The following is a 19,674-nucleotide window of genomic DNA, read 5'->3' as shown; positions in this document are numbered from 1 at the left end:
CGGCGCAGGCCGGCCCGCATTTTAAGCCGATTCAGCAGGCCTCGTCTTATGTCTTATATAAGATATGCTCCAGGGTTCCGCCACGGCGCCTCCACCGCTGCCATGAATGTCCCCACCGTCCTCGAAGATTCTGCGACGCCCTCCTTCAGTCCGCTCTACCAGCAGATCAAGACGCTGATCCTGCAGAGCCTGCAGGCCGGCGAGTGGAAGCCGGGCGAGCCTATTCCCAGCGAGATGGACCTGGCGGTACGCTACCGCGTGAGCCAGGGCACGGTGCGCAAGGCCATCGACGAACTCTCGGCCGAAAACCTCGTGGTGCGGCGCCAGGGCAAGGGCACCTTCGTCGCCACGCATGCCGAGCAGCATGTGCAATACCGCTTCCTCAAGCTCGTGCCCGATGTCGGCACGCCAAGCACCGAAGGCCCCGCCGAGCGCACCATCGTCGACTGCCGCCGCCAGCGCGCCTCGGCCGATGTGGCGCGCGCCCTGGGCCTGCGCACGGGCGACGCGGTGCTGCAGGTGCGGCGCGTGCTCGCCTACGGCGGCGTCCCGACCATCCTCGAGGACCTCTGGCTTCCCGGCGCGCCGTTCAAGGGTCTCACGGCCGAGCGGCTGCGCGCCTGGCCGGGCCCGATGTACGCCATGTTCGAAACCGAATTCGGCGTGCGCATGGTGCGCGCCGAAGAAAAGATCCGCGCGGTGCTGCCCGATGCCGAGCAGGCCGCGCTGCTCGACGTGCCGCTGCAGATGCCTTTGCTGAGCGTGGAGCGCCTGGCCCACACCTACCACGACACGCCGATGGAACTGCGCCGCGGCCTCTATCGCACCGACACGCACCACTACCGCAACCAGCTCGGCTGAGCGCGCATCCAGATGGCATCACGACCCCACCGCATCGCAGCGCCAAAGATTCGTGCGCAACACGCCGCGAACTCCCTAGCATCCGACTGCAGCGCTGCGCCGACACGGGCACCTCCGCCACGCAATGGTGCATTGCAATAGAATTTTGCGTTGTTTGCATTCCCCGAGAAGAAACAAAAGCGTTCGCTCTCAGAACAAGCCATCAAGCCACGAAAGCCTTCCCCCCAATGACAGAGCTTGCAACTCCCCCCCGGCCGCCGCGCCGCGAATTCCGGAACATCAATGCCTTCACCGATCTCACGACCTACCGGCTGCCGCCGGCCGGCATCGTGTCGATCCTGCACCGCGTGAGCGGCGTGCTCATGTTCCTGCTGCTGCCGTTCATCATCTGGATGTTCGACACCTCGCTTTCGTCCGACTACTCCTTCGCCAGGTTCAAGGCCGCATTCAACAGCGGCCTTGGTTTCGTTCCGGGCTGGTTCATCAAGCTGGTGGCGCTCGCGCTGATCTGGGCCTACCTGCACCACTTCATCGCCGGCCTGCGCCATCTCTGGATGGACGTGAGCCACGCCGCCGTCACCAAGGAGTTCGGCCATACATCCGCCATGGTCACACTGGCCCTGAGCATCCTGCTCACCCTGGTGCTCGGCGCCAAGTTGTTCGGCCTGTACTGAGAAGGAGCCAACCATGTCTGTGAATTACGGCTCCAAGCGCATCGTCGTCGGCGCGCACTACGGTTTGCGCGACTGGCTCAGCCAGCGCATCACGGGCGGCCTGATGGCGCTCTTCACGATCATCCTGCTCGCGCAGCTGATCTTCACGCGCGGTCCCATCGGCTACGACCTCTGGGCCGGCATCTTCGCGGCGCAGTGGATGAAGGTGCTGACCTTCTCGGTGATCGCCGCCCTGCTCTATCACGTGTGGGTCGGCATGCGCGACGTGTGGATGGACTACGTCCAGCCCGTCGGCATTCGCCTTGCCCTGCAAATTTTCACCATCGTCTGGCTTGTCGGTTGTGCGGGTTGGGCCATTCAAGTGCTTTGGAAGATCTGACCCCACCATGACCTACACAAAAGAACAAATCACCAAGCGCAAGTTCGACGTCGTGATCGTCGGTGCCGGCGGCTCCGGCATGCGCGCCTCGCTGCAACTGGCCCGTGCCGGCCTGAACGTGGCCGTGCTCTCCAAGGTGTTCCCCACCCGTTCGCACACCGTCGCTGCCCAGGGCGGCGTGGGCGCCTCGCTCGGCAACATGAGCGAGGACAACTGGCACTACCACTTCTACGACACGATCAAGGGCTCCGACTGGCTCGGCGACCAGGATGCGATCGAATTCATGTGCCGCGAGGCCCCGAAGGTCGTGTACGAGCTCGAGCACTTCGGCATGCCCTTCGACCGCAACCCCGACGGCACCATCTACCAGCGCCCCTTCGGCGGCCACACGGCCAACTACGGCGAGAAGCCCGTGCAGCGCGCCTGCGCCGCGGCCGACCGCACCGGCCACGCGATGCTGCACACGCTCTACCAGAAGAACGTCGAAGCCCGCACCCAGTTCTTCGTCGAGTGGATGGCGCTCGACCTGATCCGCGACGCCGAAGGCGACGTGGTCGGCGTGACCGCGCTCGAAATGGAAACCGGCGACCTGCACATCCTGCAGGCCAAGACCGTGCTGCTGGCCACCGGCGGCGCAGGCCGCATCTTCCAGGCCTCGACCAACGCCTTCATCAACACCGGCGACGGCCTGGGCATGGCCGCACGTTCGGGCATCCCGCTGCAGGACATGGAGTTCTGGCAGTTCCACCCGACCGGCGTGGCCGGCGCCGGCGTGCTGCTGACCGAAGGCTGCCGCGGCGAAGGCGCCATCCTGCTCAACAGCAACGGCGAGCGCTTCATGGAGCGCTATGCGCCCACGCTGAAGGACCTGGCGCCGCGCGACTTTGTCTCGCGCTCGATGGACCAGGAAATCAAGGAAGGCCGCGGCTGTGGCCCCAACAAGGACTACGTGCTGCTGAAGCTCGACCACCTCGGTGCCGAGACCATCCACAAGCGCCTGCCCTCGGTGTACGAAATCGGCGTGAACTTCGCCAACGTCGACATCACCAAGGAGCCGATCCCCGTGGTGCCGACCATCCACTACCAGATGGGCGGCATCCCCACCAACATCAACGGCCAGGTCGTGGTGCAGCAGGGCGACCAGAACAGCGCCGTGGTGAACGGCCTCTATGCGGTGGGCGAATGCTCTTGCGTGAGCGTGCACGGCGCCAACCGCCTGGGCACCAATTCGCTGCTCGACCTGCTGGTGTTCGGCCGCGCGGCCGGCAACCACATCGTCGAGTTCAACGACAAGCACAAGGAGCACAAGCCGCTGCCGGCCGATGCCGCCGACCGCACGCTGGAGCGCCTGAACCGCCTCGAAGCCGCCACCGGCGGCGAGTACGCGCAGGACGTGGCAGGCGAGATCCGCGCCGTCATGCAGCAGCATGCCGCCGTGTTCCGCAAGCAGGCCTCGATGGACGAGGGCGTGGTCAAGATCGCCGCCGTGCGCGAGCGCGTCAACGCCATCGGCCTGAAGGACAAGTCGAAGGTGTTCAACACGGCACGCATCGAGGCGCTCGAAGTCGACAACCTGATCGAAGTGGCGCAGGCCACCATGGTTTCGGCCGCCGCCCGCACGGAATGCCGCGGCGCGCACACGGTCGAGGACTACGAGCGCCCGGCCGACGACCCGGTCGCGCCGCTCGGCCGCGACGACGCCAACTGGATGAAGCACACGCTCTGGTACAGCCAGGACAACCGCCTCTCCTACAAGCCGGTCAACCTCAAGCCGCTGACGGTCGACTCCGTTCCTCCCAAGGTCCGTACGTTCTAAACAAGAACAACATCACAAGGTTTCACGATGAAGCGCACATTCCAGATCTACCGCTACGACCCGGACAAGGACGCCAAGCCCTACATGCAGACGGTCGAGATCGAACTCGACGGCCATGAGCGCATGCTGCTCGACGCCCTGATGAAGCTCAAGGCGCAGGATCCGACCCTGTCGTTCCGCCGTTCCTGCCGCGAAGGCGTCTGCGGCTCCGACGCGATGAACATCAACGGCAAGAACGGCCTGGCCTGCCTGACCAACATGCTCACGCTCAAGGGCACGATCGTGCTCAAGCCGCTGCCGGGCCTGCCCGTCATCCGCGACTTGATCGTGGACATGACGCAGTTCTTCAAGCAGTACAACTCGATCAAGCCGTACCTGCAGAACGACAACGTGCCGCCCGAGAAGGAGCGCCTGCAGTCGCCCGAGGAGCGCGACGAGCTCAACGGCCTGTACGAGTGCATCCTGTGCGCGAGCTGCTCCACCAGCTGCCCGAGCTTCTGGTGGAACCCCGACAAGTTCGTGGGCCCGGCCGGCCTGCTGCAGGCCTACCGCTTCATTGCCGACAGCCGCGACGAAGCCACCGCCGAACGCCTGGACAACCTCGAAGACCCGTACCGCCTGTTCCGCTGCCACACGATCATGAACTGCGTCGATGTGTGCCCGAAGAACCTGAACCCGACCAAGGCGATCGGCAAGATCAAGGAACTGATGGTGCGCCGCGCCATCTGATCCTTTTCCGAGAGAAACCATGCAAACCGCCGCCGACCCGTCCGAGCTGATCAGCGAACGCGCGCTGAGCAAGCTGAAATGGCGCTGCCGGCGCGGCCTGCTCGAGAACGACCTGTTCATCGCCCGCTTCTTCGAGCGGCACGAATCCCGCATGACCAACGGCCAGGCGGGAGCGATGGAGACCTTGATGGACCTGTCGGACAACGATCTCCTCGATCTTCTCCTGCGAAGAAAGGAGCCCGAGCCCGCATGGGCCGGGGCCGAGGTGGTCGAGTTGCTGCAGCTGATGCGCACCGACGGCGCGCAGCGTCCCGCAACCTCCGTTTCCTCTTCGCCCTCCTGAATACTCCTCTGAAAGAAACCCGAAATGAAAGCTTCCGATACCAAGGCCACGCTGTCGTTCAGCAACGGCGGAGACAGCGTCGAACTGCCGATCTACAAGGGCACCGTCGGCCCCGACGTGATCGACATCCGCAAGCTGTATGCGCAGACCGGCATGTTCACCTATGACCCGGGCTTCATGTCGACCGCCGCCTGCCAGTCGGCCATCACGTACATCGACGGCGACAAGGGCGAACTGCTGTACCGCGGCTACCCCATCGAGCAGCTCGCGACCAACTGCGACTTCCTCGAGACCTGCCACCTGCTGCTCTACGGCGAGCTGCCGGACCAGGCCAAGAAGACCAACTTCACCAAGCTCGTGACCAACCACACGATGGTCAACGAGCAGATGCAGTTCTTCCTGCGCGGCTTCCGCCGCGACGCGCATCCGATGGCCATCATGACCGGCCTGGTGGGCGCACTGTCGGCCTTCTATCACGACAGCACGGACATCAACAATCCCGAGCACCGCGAGATCGCCGCGATCCGCCTGATCGCGAAGATGCCCACGCTCGTGGCCATGGCCTACAAGTACACGATCGGCCAGCCGTACATGTACCCGAAGAACGACCTCAGCTACGCGGGCAACTTCCTGCACATGATGTTCGCCACGCCGTGCGAAGAGTACAAGGTGAACCCGGTGCTCGAGCGCGCGCTCGACCGCATCTTCATCCTGCACGCGGACCACGAGCAGAACGCCTCGACCTCGACCGTGCGCCTGTGCGGCTCGTCGGGCACCAACCCCTTCGCGGCCATTGCGGCCGGCGTGGCATGCCTGTGGGGCCCGGCCCACGGCGGCGCCAACGAAGCGGCACTCAACATGCTCTACGACATCCAGAAGGAAGGCGGCGTGGAGAAGATCGGCGAGTTCATCAAGAAGGTCAAGGACAAGAACTCGAACGTCAAGCTCATGGGCTTCGGCCATCGCGTGTACAAGAACTACGACCCGCGCGCCAAGCTGATGCAGGAAACCTGCAACGAAGTGCTGACCGAGCTGGGCCTGGAACAAGACCCGCTGTTCAAGCTCGCCAAGGAACTCGAGAAGATCGCGCTGGAAGACGAGTACTTCGTGTCGCGCAAGCTCTACCCGAACGTCGACTTCTACTCGGGCATCGTGCAGCGCGCCATCGGCATCCCGGTGCCGCTGTTCACCGCGATCTTCGCGCTGGCCCGCACGGTCGGCTGGATTGCGCAACTGAACGAAATGATCGGCGACCCCGAGTACAAGATCGGCCGCCCGCGCCAGCTGTTCGAAGGCTCGCCCAAGCGCGACGTGCAGCCCATCGGCAAGCGCTGAACGCGCGCTGCTTGCGCTCAAGCCGGAAAGCTGCCCTCGGGCAGCTTTTTTGCGTCTTGGCTGACATCCGGCGCCGCGAAGCCGGCGATAGCCTGCAGAGCACTTAGTCGAAGGAGTTTCATCATGAAATCGCTTGTCGCATTGTTCGCCGTCGCATTTGCTCTTGCCGTGCCACTGTCGGGTTGCAACACTTGGAGGGGAGCCGGCCAGGACGTGCAGAAGGCAGGTGAAAAGATGGAGGATTCGGCCAAGAAGCGCCAATGACGCCTCTTTTGCTCATCGCGCGCCGACAGTAATGTCATCGCGCATGACGATGACTCAGGCCTGAAAACAAGGGGAAAATACGGGCTTCCATCTCCATACGAGATGCCAAGACCCGTATGACCTCTTCCGAACGCAATTTCGCACGGCGCATCGACCTCACGTCGCTGCAGCTGTTCGTGGCTGTTTGCGAACTCGGCAGCATCGGGCGCGCCGCGGAGCGCGAATTCATTGCCGCTTCGGCCATCAGCAAGCGGCTGTCGGACCTCGAAGCCACGCTGGGCACCACCCTCCTCTACCGCCATGCGCGCGGCGTCGATCTTTCCCCTGCGGGCGAAAGCCTGCTGCACCATGCGCGCTCGGTGCTCTACAGCCTCGAGAAGATGCAGGGCGAGCTCAGCGAATACGCCGAGGGTGTGCGCGGCCATGTGCGCGTGCATGCCAACATCTCGGCCATCGTGCAGTTTCTGCCGGAAGACCTCGGCGCCTTCACGCGCGAGCACGATGCGATAAAGATCGACCTCGAGGAGCACCTGAGCAACGAGGTGGTGCGCGCAGTCCAGGAGGGTGCGGCCGACCTCGGCATCTGCCACATTCCCGACGGCACCAACGAGCTGCAGACCCTGCCCTACCGCCACGACCGGCTCGTGCTGATCGCGCCGGCCGGGCACCCGCTGGCCGCCCAGGGGCCGATCGACTTCGCCGCCTCGCTCGATTTCGACCACGTCGGCCTGCACACCAATAGCTCGATCTACGTGGCGATGCACCAGGCCGCGCTCGAGGCCGGCCGCAGCGTCAGGCTGCGCATCCACGTGACCGGGCTCGACGCGATGTGCCGCATGATCGACAACGGGCTGGGCATCGGCGTGATGCCGCAGCGCGCCTTCGAACTGCTGCAGGCGGGCATCGGCAGCCGCCTGCGCAGCGTGGCGCTGAACGACGCCTGGTCCCGGCGCGAGATTCGCCTGGTGGCGCGCGACTTCTCCACCCTGCCGGTGGCCGCGCGCACGCTGGTCAACCATCTGCACACGCCCACGGCCGCCCACGATGCTGCCGAGCCGCTCGCCGCCTAGAACGCAAGACAATCCACCTCCCCACGAAAGACAAGAGAAGAGAACGACATGGCACGCACGCTCTACGACAAGATCTGGGACGAACACGTCGTCCACACCGAGGAAGACGGCACCGCGATCCTCTACATCGACCGCCATCTGGTGCACGAAGTCACCAGCCCGCAGGCCTTCGAGGGCCTGCGCGTGGCCGGCCGCAAGCTGTGGCGCATCAGCTCGGTGGTGGCCACGGCCGACCACAACACGCCGACCACCGGCTGGGAGCGCGGCTATGAAGGCATTGCCGACCCGACCAGCAAGGAGCAGGTCACCACGCTCGACAAGAACATCGCGGAATTCGGCGCCGCCGCGTTCTTTCCGTTCCTGAGCAAGCGCCAGGGCATCGTGCACGTGATCGGGCCCGAATCGGGCGCCACGCTGCCCGGCATGACCGTGGTCTGCGGCGACTCGCACACCTCCACCCACGGCGCCTTCGGCGCGCTCGCGCACGGCATCGGCACCAGCGAGGTCGAGCACGTCATGGCCACGCAGACGCTGCTCGGCAAGAAGGCGAAGAACATGCTCGTGAAGGTCGAGGGCAAGCTGCCCTTCGGCTGCACCGCCAAGGACATCGTGCTGGCCATCATCGGCAAGATCGGCACGGCCGGCGGCACGGGCTACACGATCGAGTTCGCGGGCTCGGCGATCCGCGACCTGAGCATGGAAGGCCGCATGACGGTCTGCAACATGGCCATCGAGGCCGGTGCGCGCGCCGGCCTCGTGGCGGTCGACGAAAAGACGATCAGCTACGTCAAGGGCCGGCCGCTCGCACCCACGGGTGTGGAGTGGGACCAGGCCGTGGCCTACTGGCGCACGCTGCAGTCCGACCCCGGCGCCACGTTCGACGCCGTGGTCGAACTCGACGCCACGCAGATCCAGCCGCAGGTCACCTGGGGCACCTCGCCCGAGATGGTGGTCGACATCAACGGCCGCGTGCCAGATCCCGACAAGGAAAAGGACGCCAGCAAGCGCAGCGCCATCGAGCGTGCGCTGGTCTACATGGGCCTGGAGCCGAACAAGGCGATGAACGACATCTTCGTCGACAAGGTGTTCATCGGCTCGTGCACCAACAGCCGCATCGAGGACATGCGCGAAGCCGCCGCCGTGGTGAAGAAGCTGGGCCAGAAAGTGGCCAAGAACGTCAAGCTCGCGCTGGTGGTGCCCGGATCGGGCGTGGTGAAGGAGCAGGCCGAGCGCGAAGGGCTCGACCTGATCTTCAAGGCCGCGGGCTTCGAATGGCGCGAGCCCGGCTGCTCGATGTGCCTGGCCATGAACGCCGACCGCCTGGAGCCCGGCGAGCGCTGCGCCTCCACCAGCAACCGCAACTTCGAAGGCCGCCAAGGAGCCGGCGGCCGCACCCACCTCGTGAGCCCGGCCATGGCCGCCGCGGCCGCGGTGCACGGCCACTTCGTCGACGTGCGCACCTTCGCCTGATCCGGATCTGGAGCAACACATGCAGAAATTCACCGTGCACAAGGGCCTCGTGGCCCCCATGGACCGCGAGAACGTCGACACCGACGCGATCATTCCGAAGCAGTTCCTCAAGTCGATCAAGCGCACCGGCTTCGGCCAGAACCTGTTCGACGAATGGCGCTACCTGGACGCCGGCTTTCCGGGCCAGGACCCGGCCAGCCGCAAGCCGAACCCCGACTTCGTGCTGAACCAGCCGCGCTACGCCGGCGCCTCGATCCTTTTGGCGCGCAAGAACTTCGGCTGCGGCTCGTCGCGCGAGCATGCGCCGTGGGCGCTCGACCAGTACGGTTTCCGCGCGATCATCGCGCCGAGCTATGCCGACATCTTCTTCAACAACAGCTTCAAGAACGGCCTGCTGCCGATCGTGCTGCCCGAGGCCCAGGTGGCGCAGCTGTTCGATGAGACCTTCGCATTCCCCGGCTACACGCTCACCATCGACCTGGAACGCCAGGTGGTCGTGAAGCCCGATGGCGGCGAGTTCGCGTTCGACGTGCAGGCCTTCCGCAAGTACTGCCTGATCAACGGCCTGGACGACATTGGCCTCACGCTGCGCCACAAGGAGAAGATCAAGGCCTTCGAGGCCGAGCGGCTGGCGCAGAAGCCCTGGCTCGCGCACACGATGATCTCGTGATCGACCGCATTTCCTTTTTCAAAAAACCTCAGACCCAATCATGAAAATCGCAGTTCTCCCGGGCGACGGCATCGGCACCGAAATCGTGGCCGAAGCCATCCGCGTGCTCGACGCGCTCGACCTCTCTTTCGAGATGGAAACGGCGCTGGTCGGCGGCGCGGCCTACGAAGCGCACGGCCACCCGCTGCCCGAAGCCACGCTCAAGCTCGCCAAGGAAGCGGACGCGGTGCTGTTCGGCGCGGTCGGCGACTGGAAGTACGACAAGCTCGACCGCCCGCTGCGCCCGGAGCAGGCCATCCTGGGCCTGCGCAAGAACCTCGGCCTGTTCGCGAACTTCCGCCCGGCCATCTGCTACGAGCAGCTGGTGGGTGCCTCGAGCCTCAAGCCCGAGCTGATTTCGGGCCTGGACATCCTCATCATCCGCGAGCTGACCGGCGACATCTACTTCGGCCAGCCGCGCGGCCGCCGCACGGCCGTCGACGGACACTTTCCGGGTGCCGACGAGGCTTTCGACACCATGCGCTATTCGCGCCCCGAGGTCGAGCGCATCGCCCGCGTCGCCTTCGAGGCCGCACGCAAGCGCAGCAAGCGCGTGACCAGCGTCGACAAGGCCAATGTGCTGGAGACCTTCCAGTTCTGGAAGGACATCGTGACCGAGGTGCACAAGGACTATCCGGACATCGAGCTCGACCACATGTACGTCGACAACGCGGCCATGCAGCTCGTGAAGGCACCCAAGAAGTTCGACGTGATCGTCACCGGCAACATGTTCGGCGACATCCTCTCGGACGAGGCCGCCATGCTCACCGGCTCCATCGGCATGCTGCCCTCGGCCTCGCTCAATTCGAGCAACCAGGGCCTGTACGAGCCCAGCCACGGCAGCGCGCCCGACATTGCCGGCAAAGGGGTTGCCAATCCATTGGCTACAATACTGTCCGCTGCCATGATGCTCCGTTTTTCACTCAACCAAGCCGAAGCTGCCGACCGGATCGAGTCGGCGGTCAAGCACGTGCTCGCCTCCGGCCTGCGCACCGGTGACATCTGGTCAGAAGGCACCAAGCGCGTCGGCACCCGCGAAATGGGCGATGCGGTTGTTGCAGCAATCACCAAAAAGACGATTACCGGCTAACCGCAGCCCGCTTCGTCACGCCCCTCCCCGGCTCGACGAGTCGGGGGCAAGAAAAGACAACTTCTTTCTTTTTTCATAAGGGCAAACTGAAATGGCGAACGCATCTCAACCTCTGGTCGGCCTCGTGGGCTGGCGCGGCATGGTCGGCTCGGTTCTGATGGACCGCATGCAGGCCGAAGGCGACTTCGGGCTCATCGAGCCGGTCTTCTTCTCGACTTCCAACGCCGGCGGCAAGGCCCCGGCCATGGCCAGGAACGAGACCGCGCTCAAGGATGCGAGCGACATCGAAGCACTGAAGAAGTGCGACATCGTCATCACCTGCCAGGGCGGCGACTACACCAGCGAGGTGTTCCCCAAGCTGCGCGCCGCCGGCTGGAGCGGCCACTGGATCGACGCCGCCTCCACGCTGCGCATGCAGGACGACGCGGTCATCGTGCTCGATCCCGTCAACCTGCCGGTGATCCAGAACGCGCTCGCCAAGGGCGGCAAGAACTGGATCGGCGGCAACTGCACCGTGAGCTGCATGCTGATGGGCGTGGGCGCCCTTTACAAGGCGGGCCTGGTCGAGTGGATGACCAGCATGACCTACCAGGCGGCTTCGGGCGGCGGCGCGCAGCACATGCGCGAGTTGCTGACCCAGTTCGGCACGCTCAACGCCGAGGTGCGCGCGCTGCTCGACGACCCCAAGTCGGCCATCCTCGAGATCGACCGCAAGGTGCTGCACAGGCAGCAGAACCTCAGCGCTTCCGAAACCGCCAACTTCGGCGCACCGCTGGGCGGCTCGCTGATTCCCTGGATCGACAAGGACCTGGGCGACGGCATGTCCAAGGAAGAATGGAAGGCCGGCGCGGAAACCAACAAGATCCTCGGCCAGGGCGCGGGCTTCGGCACCGCCGCCGTGCCGGTCGACGGCTTCTGCGTGCGCATCGGCGCGATGCGCTGCCACAGCCAGGCGCTGACCTTCAAGCTCAAGAAGGACGTGCCCGTGGCCGACATCGAAGCGATGATTGCCGCGGACAACCCCTGGGCCAGCGTCGTGCCGAACACCCGTGAAGCAACGCTGAAGGACCTGACGCCGGTGGCGGTGACGGGCACCATGAACATCCCGGTCGGCCGCATCCGCAAGCTGGCAATGGGCCCCGAGTACGTCGGCGCCTTCACCATCGGCGACCAGTTGCTGTGGGGTGCGGCGGAACCGCTGCGCCGCATGCTGCGCATCCTGCTCGAGGCTTGATGGGGGCGCGCAGGCTCTCCATGGACCCCAAGTGTTGCCATGCGGCAACACTGAATGTGTGCGTAAGTATGCGCGCACTGGGTAGAACAGGCGCACTGCCTTGTCAGTACCTGGTGATGATGCTAACGTCCTCTTACAAATTCTGGGCCTGAGCCGCCCCTATCAGCATGACAAGACATCTGTTGCCCGCGGCCCGCCCATCGGCCGCTCGCCCCTCGCTGCCCTTGAACGGCCTTCGCCTCTCCGTTCTGGGTACGGCCGTCGCCGTGGTCCTGGGTATTGCAAGCACCGGCGCCAGCGCCTTCGCGCTCGGGCAGCTGAAGGTGCAGTCAGCACTGGGCGAACCGCTCCGCGCCGAAATCGACGTGACCGAAATGGCTGCCGCCGAAGCGGAGAGCCTGAAGATCAACGTCGCCAGTGCCGACGCCTTCAAGAACGCGGGCGTCCCCTACAACGATGCGTTGAGAGACGTCAAGGCCACGCTGCAGCGCCGCGCGGGCGGCCAGTACGTCGTCCGGCTCACCGGCAGCCGTCCGCTCAACGATCCCTTCGTCGACCTGCTGCTCGAAGCCAACGGCTCGTCGGGCCGGATGGTGCGCGACTACACCGTGCTGCTCGATCCGCCGGCCACGCGCCAGGCGGCGCCGAGCGCGTCCATCGCGCCCGCCACGCCCCAGGTGAGCACGCCGCCGCCTGTGGAACGTCCGGCTGCCGCGGCAGCACGCGCACGCCGCGAGCGCGCGCCCGTCGCACCGGTTACAGCCCCGGCCGCGCCGGTGCCCGCCACGGCCGCACCGCAGGCGCCCGGCGCCACAGCACCGGCTCGCCCGGCTGGCGGCGGCGAACAGGTCACGGTCCAGCGCGGCGACACCGCCAGCAAGATCGCCGGAGCCCACAAGCCCGCCGACATCTCGCTCGACCAGATGCTGGTGGCGCTCCTGCTTGCCAATCCCGATGCATTCGTTGGCGGCAACGTCAACCGCATGAAAGCCGGCGCCGTGCTCGATCTGCCGAGCGCCGCCGAAGCCGGCGCCATTCTTCCGTCGGAAGCGCGCCGCACCATCACTGCGCAGAGCCGCGACTTCGGCGCCTACCGCCAGCGCCTTGCCGAAAATGCACCCACGTCCAACGTGGCCGCCGCCGACCGCAAGGCTTCGGGCAAGCTGCAGGCCAATGTCGAGGACCGCAACGCCGCGGCGAGCGCCCCTGACAAGCTGACGATCTCGCAGGGCAGCGCAGCAGCCCGCGCCGCCGAGGAAAAGGTCGCGCAGGCCCGCCAGGCGCAGGACAGCAACAACCGCGTTGCCGAGCTGTCGAAGAACATCAACGAACTGGCCAAGCTCAAGGCAGCCACCGGTTCGGCGGCGCCAGCCGCTGGCTCGGCGCCGGCACCCGCCCCGGCAGCCCCCGGCATTCCGGTTCCCACCCCGGGGGTCGCCGCAACCACGGCACCGCCCGCTGCGGCGCCTGCTGCCGCCGCCCCTGCCCCGGTGGCTGCGCCCGTCGCCCCCGCCACGCCCCCCGCTGCTGTTTCGGCACCGGCAGCACCCGCAACGACTCCCGCGCCAGCTGCAGCGGCACCGGCTGCTGCAGCTGGCGCCGCTCCGGCGGCCGAGCCCGTGCCTGCTGCGACTTCCGAAGCTGCGCCGGCCGCTCCCGCAGCGGCGGCAAGCGCCGCGGCCGCCGCCCCTGCACCGGCGCCCAAGCCGGTCGTCAAGGCAGCGCCTCCGCCGCCTCCGGTGGAGCGCGGCTTCTTCGAAGAGCTGATGGACAACCCGCTGATGCTCGGCGGCGCGGCGCTGATCGCCTTGCTGGTCGGCTTCCTGCTGTACCGCGTGCTGGGCCGCCGCCGCGAAGAAATGAGCGAGAGCGTGTTCCTCGAAAGCCGCATTCCGAAGGACTCGTTCTTCGGCGCCAGCGGCGGCGAATCGGTCGACACCAAGCAACGCGGCGATTCCACCGTGTCGTCGCTGTCGTACTCGCCGAGCCAGCTCGATGCGGGCGACGTCGATCCCGTGGCCGAAGCGGACGTGTACCTGGCCTACGGCCGCGACCTGCAGGCCGAGGAAATCCTCCGCGAGGCCCTGCGCGTGAATCCGGACCGCACGGCCATTCACGTCAAGCTGCTCGAAATCCATGCCAAGCGCCGCGACGTCCGCGCCTATGAAGGCCTTGCGGCCGAAGTGCACAAGCTGACCAACGGCACCGGTGCCGACTGGAACCGCGTGGTCGAGATGGGCAAGGACCTCGATCCCGGCAATCCGCTGTACGACTCGGGCGCGTCCCGCGGCGTGAGCCCGGCCGAGAGCGCCGCCTTTGCGGGCGCCCTGGCCACGGCAGCGGCCAAGCCCGCGCCAGCCCCGGCGGCAGCGCCGGCGCCCGCGCCCGTCGCGGCCACGCCAGCCTTCGTGCCCTCGGTCGCGCCGCTGGACTTCGATCTGGACCTGAGCCAGCCGCCGGCACCCGCCCCGGCCCCGGTGAGTGCCAGCCTGCCGAAGACGGCCTATGCGCCGCCGGCCGCCAGCAGCGCCCCACTGTCCAACGGCCATGCCCATGCGCCCACGGCACCGGTCGACCTGGAAAACGACTTCGACACCGCCCCCGGCGCGCTGTCGCCGATCACCCGCCCCGGCGCGCTCGGCGAAGCCGATGCCAACACCCGCCCGGCCGGGCTGCGCGGCAACCTGCCCGCGGACTCGGGCTTCATCGAATTCGACATGAGCGCGCTGGCCGGCCTGCCCTCCCGCCCGGTGGCCGGCACCGCCGAAGCCGCAGGAAGGCCCGCTGCCGAAGCCGCGCAGGACGACGATGGCGACGAGAGCCCCCATGCCGTCAAGCTGTCGCTGGCGCGCGAACTGCAGGCCATTGGCGACGTTGAAGGCGCCCGCTCGCTGGTCGAGGAAGTCGAAGCCGAAAGCGCCGGCGACCTCAAGTCGCAGGCGAGGCAATTGCTCGCCGAACTGCGCTGACGAGCGGCTTTTTCCGCTGTTGCTCCTGAATTCGTGAGGCTGGCGCTAGGCATCCGCTACAACGGCCAGGCGTACGAGGGCTGGCAGAGCCAGCGCTCGGGCCGCACGGTGCAGGACAAGCTCGAAGCGGCGCTCGCCAAGTTCGCGGCGCAGCCCATCGGCACGCTGTGCGCGGGCCGCACCGACGCCGGCGTGCATGCGCTGATGCAGGTGGTGCACTTCGACACCGCCGTCGAACGCGAGCCGTTCTCCTGGGTGCGCGGCACCAACCGCTTCCTGCCCGACGACATCGCCGTGCAGTGGGCCCAGCCGGTGCCGGGCGAATTCCATTGCCGCGCCAGCGCACTCGCGCGGCGCTACCTCTACGTGCTGTCGCAGTCGCCCGTTCGGCCCAGCCTCGATTCGGGCCGGGTCGGCTGGTCGATGCATCCGCTCGACGGCGATGCGATGCGCGCCGCCGCCGCCCTCTTGGTGGGCCGGCACGACTTCAGCTCGTTCCGCGCCTCGGCCTGCCAGGCGCGCTCGCCGGTCAAGGACCTGCGGCGCATCGAAATCACGCGCCACGGCAGCGGCGACCGCTGCCGCTGGCATTTCGAGTTCGAGGCCGATGCCTTCCTGCACCACATGATCCGCAACCTGATGGGCTGCCTCGTGCGCATCGGCCGCGGCGACGAACGGCCCGAATGGATCACCGAGGTGCTCGAGGCGCGCAGCCGCAAGGTGGCGGCGCCGACCTTCTCGGCCAACGGGTTGTATTTTCTCGGGCCGTTGTACGACGCCAAGTGGGGTCTGCCGGCCGAGGCCACGCTGCAGGCCGGCGGCGCTCCTTATGATGGGCCGCCATGACTGCCGCTCCCCGCACCCGCATCAAGATCTGCGGCCTCACGCGCGAGGCCGACGTGGATGCCGCCATCGAGGCCGGCGCCGATGCCATCGGCTTCGTGCTCTATGCGAAAAGCCCCCGCGCCGTGACGGCCGAGCGCGCCGCCGAACTCGCCTCCCGCCTGCCGCCCTTCATCACGCCGGTGCTGCTGTTCGTGAACGAGGATGCTTCCAAAGTCATAGCAGCCCTCTCTCGCGTGAAGGGCGCGATCGCGCAGTTCCACGGCGAAGAAACGCCTGAACAGTGCGAGCAGGCCACCGGCCCGGGGCGCTTTCGCTACATGCGCGCGGCCCGTATTCCGCTGGGCGCCGCCGGAGCGGGCTTCGATCTCGTAAAATACGCATCCGATTACTCCCACGCCCAGGCCATCCTGCTCGACGCCCATGTCGAAGGTTATGGCGGTGGCGGCAAGGCATTCGATTGGTCACTTCTTCCACCCGCCGTCGACGCTCACCTCGTCTTGAGTGGTGGGCTCACACCTGCAAACGTGAGCGATGGCATTCGCATCCTGCGGACGCGCTGCAAGACGCTGTCCGTTGATGTGAGCTCGGGCGTCGAAATCGACGGTCCCGGGAACAAGGGCCTGAAGGACGCCGGCAAGATCCGGCAATTCGTCGCAGCCGTCAGAGCCGCCGACGCCTCCTTCTCCAGTTAGCCGCCGCACCCGATCGTGATTTCGGGCTGCGGCCCACCGATCGAGAACCATGCAAAGCAACTACCAGCAACCCGACGCCACCGGCCACTTCGGCAACTACGGCGGCACCTTCGCGAGCGAAACGCTCACCCACGCGATCAACGAGCTGCGCGACGCCTACGCGAAGTACAAGAACGACCCGGCCTTCCTCGCCGAATTCCACTACGAGCTGAAGCACTTCGTCGGCCGGCCCTCGCCGGTCTACCACGCCGCACGCACCAGCCGCGAGATGGGCGGCGCGCAGATCTACCTGAAGCGCGAAGACTTGAACCACACCGGCGCGCACAAGATCAACAACGTGATCGGCCAGGCGATGCTCGCGCGCCGCATGGGTAAGCCCCGCGTGATCGCCGAAACCGGCGCCGGCCAGCACGGCGTGGCCACCGCCACGATCTGCGCGCGCTACGGCCTTGAATGCGTGGTCTACATGGGCAGCCAGGACGTCAAGCGCCAGAGCCCCAACGTCTACCGCATGAACCTGCTGGGCGCGACCGTGGTGCCGGTGGAATCAGGCAGCAAGACGCTGAAGGACGCGCTCAACGAGGCCATGCGCGACTGGGTCACGAACGTGGAGAACACCTTCTACATCATCGGCACCGTGGCCGGCCCGCACCCCTACCCGACCATGGTGCGCGACTTCCAGAGCGTGATCGGCACCGAGTGCATCGACCAGATGCCCGCCATGCTCGCGGCCCAGGGCATCACCGGCGAAGCCGAGGGCCGGCAGCCCGACGTGGTGGTGGCCTGCGTGGGCGGCGGCAGCAACGCGATGGGCATCTTCCATCCCTACATTCCGTTCGAAGGCACGCGCCTGATCGGCGTGGAGGCCGCGGGCGAAGGGCTCGACAGCGGCAAGCACTCGGCTTCCATCCTGCGCGGCAGCCCGGGCGTGCTGCACGGCAACCGCACCTACCTGCTGCAGAACGAGGACGGCCAGGTGACCGAAACCCACAGCATCAGCGCCGGCCTCGACTACCCCGGCGTCGGCCCCGAGCACGCCTACCTGGCCGACATCGGCCGCGCCGAATACGTCGGCATCACCGACACCGAGGCGCTCGAAGCCTTTCACTACCTGTGCCGCACCGAAGGCATCATTCCGGCCCTCGAATCGAGCCACGCCGTGGCCTACGCCATGAAACTCGCCAAGACCATGCGGCCGGACCAGTCGATCCTCGTGAACCTTTCGGGCCGCGGCGACAAGGACATCGGCACCGTCGCCGACCTGTCGGGCGTCGATTTCTACGACCGACCCTCGATGCGCGGCCTGAGCGTGAAGGGAGGCAAGTGATGAGCACCGCAGGACCGCTCCAAGGTGCGAACGCCCCCTCGGGGGGCAGCGCAGCACACGAAGTGGCAAGCGTGGGGGCCCGTACCGGCCGCATTGCCGCTACCTTCAAGACACTCCAGTCGCAAGGCCGCAGGGCCCTGATTCCCTACGTCACGGCCGGCTTCCCCTTTGCCGACATCACGCCCGAGCTGATGCACGGCATGGTCGAGGCGGGCGCCGACGTGATCGAGCTCGGCGTGCCGTTTTCCGACCCGATGGCCGACGGCCCGGTGATCCAGAAGGCCGGCGAGGCCGCGCTGGCGCTAGGCGTCGGCATGAAGCAGGTGCTCGCCATGGTGGCCGCCTTCCGCCAGAAGGACGCGACCACGCCCGTGGTGCTGATGGGCTATGCGAACCCGGTCGAGCGCTATGACCTCGTGCACGGCAAGAAGGCCTTCATCCGCGATGCATCGGCCGCCGGCGTCGACGGCCTCCTGGTGGTCGACTACCCGCCCGAGGAGTGCGAGGACTTCGCGGCCGACCTGAAGGCCGCAGGCATCGACCTGATCTTCCTGCTCGCCCCCACCAGCACCAGCGAGCGCATGGCGCAGGTCGCGCGCATCGCGAGCGGCTATGTCTACTACGTGTCGCTCAAGGGCGTGACGGGCGCCGGCCACCTCGACACCGAAGCGGTCGGCCAGATGATCCCGCGCATCCGCGAGCATGTGAGCATCCCGGTGGGCGTGGGTTTCGGCATCCGCGACGCGCGCACCGCCCAGGCCGTGGGTTCGGCCGCCGACGCCGTCGTGATCGGCACCAGGATCATCCAGCTGATCGACGGGCAGCCGCGCGAAAGGGTGGTGCCCGCGGTGCGCGAATTCCTCGCCGGCATCCGGGAGGCGCTGGACGCGCTGCCGGCGGCTACCCCCAAGAACGCGGCTGGCCGATAATCGCTGCTGCCCTCACCCAGCCCCTCTTCCGCACGCGGGAGAGGGGAGCTAAATCGGAGTCCTATGAGCTGGCTTGAAAAACTGCTACCCGCCAAGATCGCACAAACCGACCCGTCGGAGCGCCGCCAGGTGCCCGAGGGCCTGTGGATCAAGTGCCCCGCCTGCGAGACCGTTCTCTACAAGACCGACCTCGAGCACAACCAGAACGTCTGCCCGAGCTGCAGCCACCATCACCGCATCGGCGCCCGCGCGCGGCTCGACGCCTTCCTCGACGCCGAAGGCCGCTACGAGGTCGGCCAGGAAGTGCTTCCTGTCGACGCGCTCAAGTTCAAGGACAGCCGCAAGTACCCCGAACGGCTCAAGGAAGCGCTCGAGAACACCGGCGAGACCGACGCACTGGTCGTCATGGGCGGATCGGTCCACAGCATCAGCGTGGTCGTGGCCTGCTTCGAATTCGAGTTCATGGGCGGCAGCATGGGCAGCGTGGTCGGCGAGCGCTTCGTGCGCGGCGTCGAGACGGCCATCGAGCAGAAGGTGCCGTTCATCTGCTTCACCGCCACGGGCGGTGCGCGCATGCAGGAAGGCCTGCTGTCGCTGATGCAGATGGCCAAGACCAACGCTGCGCTCACCCGCCTCGCGAAGAAGGGCCTGCCCTACATCAGCGTGCTGACCGACCCGACCATGGGCGGCGTCTCGGCCGGCTTCGCCTTCGTGGGCGACGTGGTCATTGCAGAACCCAAGGCGCTGATTGGCTTTGCCGGCCCGCGCGTGATCGAATCGACCGTGCGCGTAACCTTGCCCGAAGGCTTCCAGCGCGCGGAGTTCCTGCAGACCAAGGGCGCGATCGACTTCATCAGCGACCGCCGCGAGCTGCGCAAGACCATTGCGAGTACGCTCGCGATGCTGCTGCGCCAGCCGGCCGACGCAGTCAGCTGAC

At 66.7% G+C, this 19,674-nt stretch carries 19 protein-coding genes; all 19 read left to right on the top strand.

Annotated elements, in window-relative coordinates; all coding sequences use genetic code 11:
- Positions 1-102: 102 nt before the first annotated feature.
- The 19 genes from FB547_RS09155 to accD all read left to right on the top strand — a co-directional run bounded on the left by FB547_RS09155 (position 103) and on the right by accD (position 19,673).
- Complete coding sequence (locus FB547_RS09155) at positions 103-861, top strand: GntR family transcriptional regulator (RefSeq protein ID WP_145741492.1); 759 nt, start codon at positions 103-105, stop codon at positions 859-861.
- A 227-nt stretch (positions 862-1,088) separates the two neighbouring features.
- Positions 1,089-1,535 carry a succinate dehydrogenase, cytochrome b556 subunit gene (gene sdhC / locus FB547_RS09150; RefSeq protein ID WP_145741490.1) on the top strand — a complete coding sequence of 149 codons (447 nt, stop codon included), beginning with the start codon at positions 1,089-1,091 and terminating at the stop codon, positions 1,533-1,535.
- Positions 1,536-1,548: 13 nt separating this feature from the next.
- Positions 1,549-1,914, top strand: a complete 366-nt coding sequence (gene sdhD, locus FB547_RS09145; protein ID WP_028254163.1) for a succinate dehydrogenase, hydrophobic membrane anchor protein — start codon at positions 1,549-1,551, stop codon at positions 1,912-1,914.
- Positions 1,915-1,921: 7 nt separating this feature from the next.
- Positions 1,922-3,730, top strand: a complete 1,809-nt coding sequence (sdhA, locus tag FB547_RS09140; RefSeq protein WP_145741488.1) for a succinate dehydrogenase flavoprotein subunit — start codon at positions 1,922-1,924, stop codon at positions 3,728-3,730.
- A gap of 27 nt (positions 3,731-3,757) precedes the next feature.
- Complete coding sequence (locus tag FB547_RS09135; RefSeq protein ID WP_012746572.1) at positions 3,758-4,459, top strand: succinate dehydrogenase iron-sulfur subunit; 702 nt, start codon at positions 3,758-3,760, stop codon at positions 4,457-4,459.
- A gap of 19 nt (positions 4,460-4,478) precedes the next feature.
- Positions 4,479-4,802, top strand: a complete 324-nt coding sequence (locus FB547_RS09130; protein WP_145741486.1) for a succinate dehydrogenase assembly factor 2 — start codon at positions 4,479-4,481, stop codon at positions 4,800-4,802.
- A gap of 24 nt (positions 4,803-4,826) precedes the next feature.
- Complete coding sequence (gltA, locus tag FB547_RS09125) at positions 4,827-6,137, top strand: citrate synthase (RefSeq protein WP_021006166.1); 1,311 nt, start codon at positions 4,827-4,829, stop codon at positions 6,135-6,137.
- A gap of 123 nt (positions 6,138-6,260) precedes the next feature.
- A complete protein-coding gene (locus FB547_RS09120) occupies positions 6,261-6,401 on the top strand; it encodes an entericidin A/B family lipoprotein (RefSeq protein ID WP_145741484.1) in 141 nt (46 codons plus the stop codon).
- Positions 6,402-6,517: 116 nt separating this feature from the next.
- On the top strand, positions 6,518-7,471 hold the full coding sequence (locus FB547_RS09115) for a LysR substrate-binding domain-containing protein (protein WP_145741482.1): 954 nt from the start codon (positions 6,518-6,520) through the stop codon (positions 7,469-7,471).
- A gap of 48 nt (positions 7,472-7,519) precedes the next feature.
- On the top strand, positions 7,520-8,941 hold the full coding sequence (gene leuC, locus FB547_RS09110) for a 3-isopropylmalate dehydratase large subunit (RefSeq protein WP_145741480.1): 1,422 nt from the start codon (positions 7,520-7,522) through the stop codon (positions 8,939-8,941).
- A 19-nt stretch (positions 8,942-8,960) separates the two neighbouring features.
- Positions 8,961-9,611: a 3-isopropylmalate dehydratase small subunit gene (gene leuD / locus FB547_RS09105; protein WP_145741478.1), complete on the top strand. Its 651-nt coding sequence runs from the start codon at positions 8,961-8,963 to the stop codon at positions 9,609-9,611.
- Positions 9,612-9,651: 40 nt separating this feature from the next.
- Positions 9,652-10,740, top strand: coding sequence for a 3-isopropylmalate dehydrogenase (gene leuB / locus FB547_RS09100; protein WP_145741476.1), 1,089 nt, complete (start codon positions 9,652-9,654; stop codon positions 10,738-10,740).
- Between the two features lie 91 nt (positions 10,741-10,831).
- The gene (gene asd / locus FB547_RS09095; protein WP_145741474.1) at positions 10,832-11,974 is read left to right on the top strand and encodes an aspartate-semialdehyde dehydrogenase; all 1,143 of its coding nucleotides are present in this window, start codon (positions 10,832-10,834) and stop codon (positions 11,972-11,974) included.
- A 167-nt stretch (positions 11,975-12,141) separates the two neighbouring features.
- A complete protein-coding gene (locus tag FB547_RS09090) occupies positions 12,142-14,943 on the top strand; it encodes a FimV/HubP family polar landmark protein (RefSeq protein WP_145741472.1) in 2,802 nt (933 codons plus the stop codon).
- 33 nt (positions 14,944-14,976) lie between these two features.
- Positions 14,977-15,789, top strand: a complete 813-nt coding sequence (gene truA / locus FB547_RS09085) for a tRNA pseudouridine(38-40) synthase TruA (protein WP_145741470.1) — start codon at positions 14,977-14,979, stop codon at positions 15,787-15,789.
- A complete protein-coding gene (locus tag FB547_RS09080) occupies positions 15,786-16,481 on the top strand; it encodes a phosphoribosylanthranilate isomerase (protein WP_145741468.1) in 696 nt (231 codons plus the stop codon). The genes truA and FB547_RS09080 overlap by 4 nt, the downstream gene beginning before the upstream one ends.
- 49 nt (positions 16,482-16,530) lie before the next feature.
- The gene (gene trpB, locus FB547_RS09075) at positions 16,531-17,808 is read left to right on the top strand and encodes a tryptophan synthase subunit beta (protein ID WP_145741466.1); all 1,278 of its coding nucleotides are present in this window, start codon (positions 16,531-16,533) and stop codon (positions 17,806-17,808) included.
- A 71-nt stretch (positions 17,809-17,879) separates the two neighbouring features.
- Complete coding sequence (trpA, locus tag FB547_RS09070) at positions 17,880-18,737, top strand: tryptophan synthase subunit alpha (protein ID WP_145742016.1); 858 nt, start codon at positions 17,880-17,882, stop codon at positions 18,735-18,737.
- Between the two features lie 63 nt (positions 18,738-18,800).
- Positions 18,801-19,673 carry an acetyl-CoA carboxylase, carboxyltransferase subunit beta gene (gene accD, locus FB547_RS09065; RefSeq protein WP_012746558.1) on the top strand — a complete coding sequence of 291 codons (873 nt, stop codon included), beginning with the start codon at positions 18,801-18,803 and terminating at the stop codon, positions 19,671-19,673.
- Position 19,674: the final 1 nt, after the last annotated feature.

Source organism: Variovorax beijingensis (assembly GCF_007828835.1).
Lineage (GTDB): Bacteria > Pseudomonadota > Gammaproteobacteria > Burkholderiales > Burkholderiaceae_C > Variovorax > Variovorax beijingensis_A.
The sequence above is the reverse complement of the archived record's forward strand: the minus strand, read 5'-3'. Positions and strand labels throughout refer to the sequence as shown.

Bases quoted from the DNA above. Each gene is read 5' to 3' on its own strand.
- leuC (WP_145741480.1), top strand. From the start codon at position 7,520: ATGGCACGCACGCTCTACGACAAGATCTGGGACGAACACGTCGTCCAC.
- gltA (WP_021006166.1), top strand. From the start codon at position 4,827: ATGAAAGCTTCCGATACCAAGGCCACGCTGTCGTTCAGCAACGGCGGA.
- sdhC (WP_145741490.1), top strand. From the start codon at position 1,089: ATGACAGAGCTTGCAACTCCCCCCCGGCCGCCGCGCCGCGAATTCCGG.
- FB547_RS09080 (WP_145741468.1), top strand. From the start codon at position 15,786: ATGACTGCCGCTCCCCGCACCCGCATCAAGATCTGCGGCCTCACGCGC.
- asd (WP_145741474.1), top strand. From the start codon at position 10,832: ATGGCGAACGCATCTCAACCTCTGGTCGGCCTCGTGGGCTGGCGCGGC.
- accD (WP_012746558.1), top strand. From the start codon at position 18,801: ATGAGCTGGCTTGAAAAACTGCTACCCGCCAAGATCGCACAAACCGAC.
- sdhA (WP_145741488.1), top strand. From the start codon at position 1,922: ATGACCTACACAAAAGAACAAATCACCAAGCGCAAGTTCGACGTCGTG.
- sdhD (WP_028254163.1), top strand. From the start codon at position 1,549: ATGTCTGTGAATTACGGCTCCAAGCGCATCGTCGTCGGCGCGCACTAC.
- FB547_RS09120 (WP_145741484.1), top strand. From the start codon at position 6,261: ATGAAATCGCTTGTCGCATTGTTCGCCGTCGCATTTGCTCTTGCCGTG.
- FB547_RS09090 (WP_145741472.1), top strand. From the start codon at position 12,142: ATGACAAGACATCTGTTGCCCGCGGCCCGCCCATCGGCCGCTCGCCCC.
- FB547_RS09135 (WP_012746572.1), top strand. From the start codon at position 3,758: ATGAAGCGCACATTCCAGATCTACCGCTACGACCCGGACAAGGACGCC.
- leuB (WP_145741476.1), top strand. From the start codon at position 9,652: ATGAAAATCGCAGTTCTCCCGGGCGACGGCATCGGCACCGAAATCGTG.
- FB547_RS09130 (WP_145741486.1), top strand. From the start codon at position 4,479: ATGCAAACCGCCGCCGACCCGTCCGAGCTGATCAGCGAACGCGCGCTG.
- FB547_RS09115 (WP_145741482.1), top strand. From the start codon at position 6,518: ATGACCTCTTCCGAACGCAATTTCGCACGGCGCATCGACCTCACGTCG.
- trpB (WP_145741466.1), top strand. From the start codon at position 16,531: ATGCAAAGCAACTACCAGCAACCCGACGCCACCGGCCACTTCGGCAAC.
- leuD (WP_145741478.1), top strand. From the start codon at position 8,961: ATGCAGAAATTCACCGTGCACAAGGGCCTCGTGGCCCCCATGGACCGC.
- FB547_RS09155 (WP_145741492.1), top strand. From the start codon at position 103: ATGAATGTCCCCACCGTCCTCGAAGATTCTGCGACGCCCTCCTTCAGT.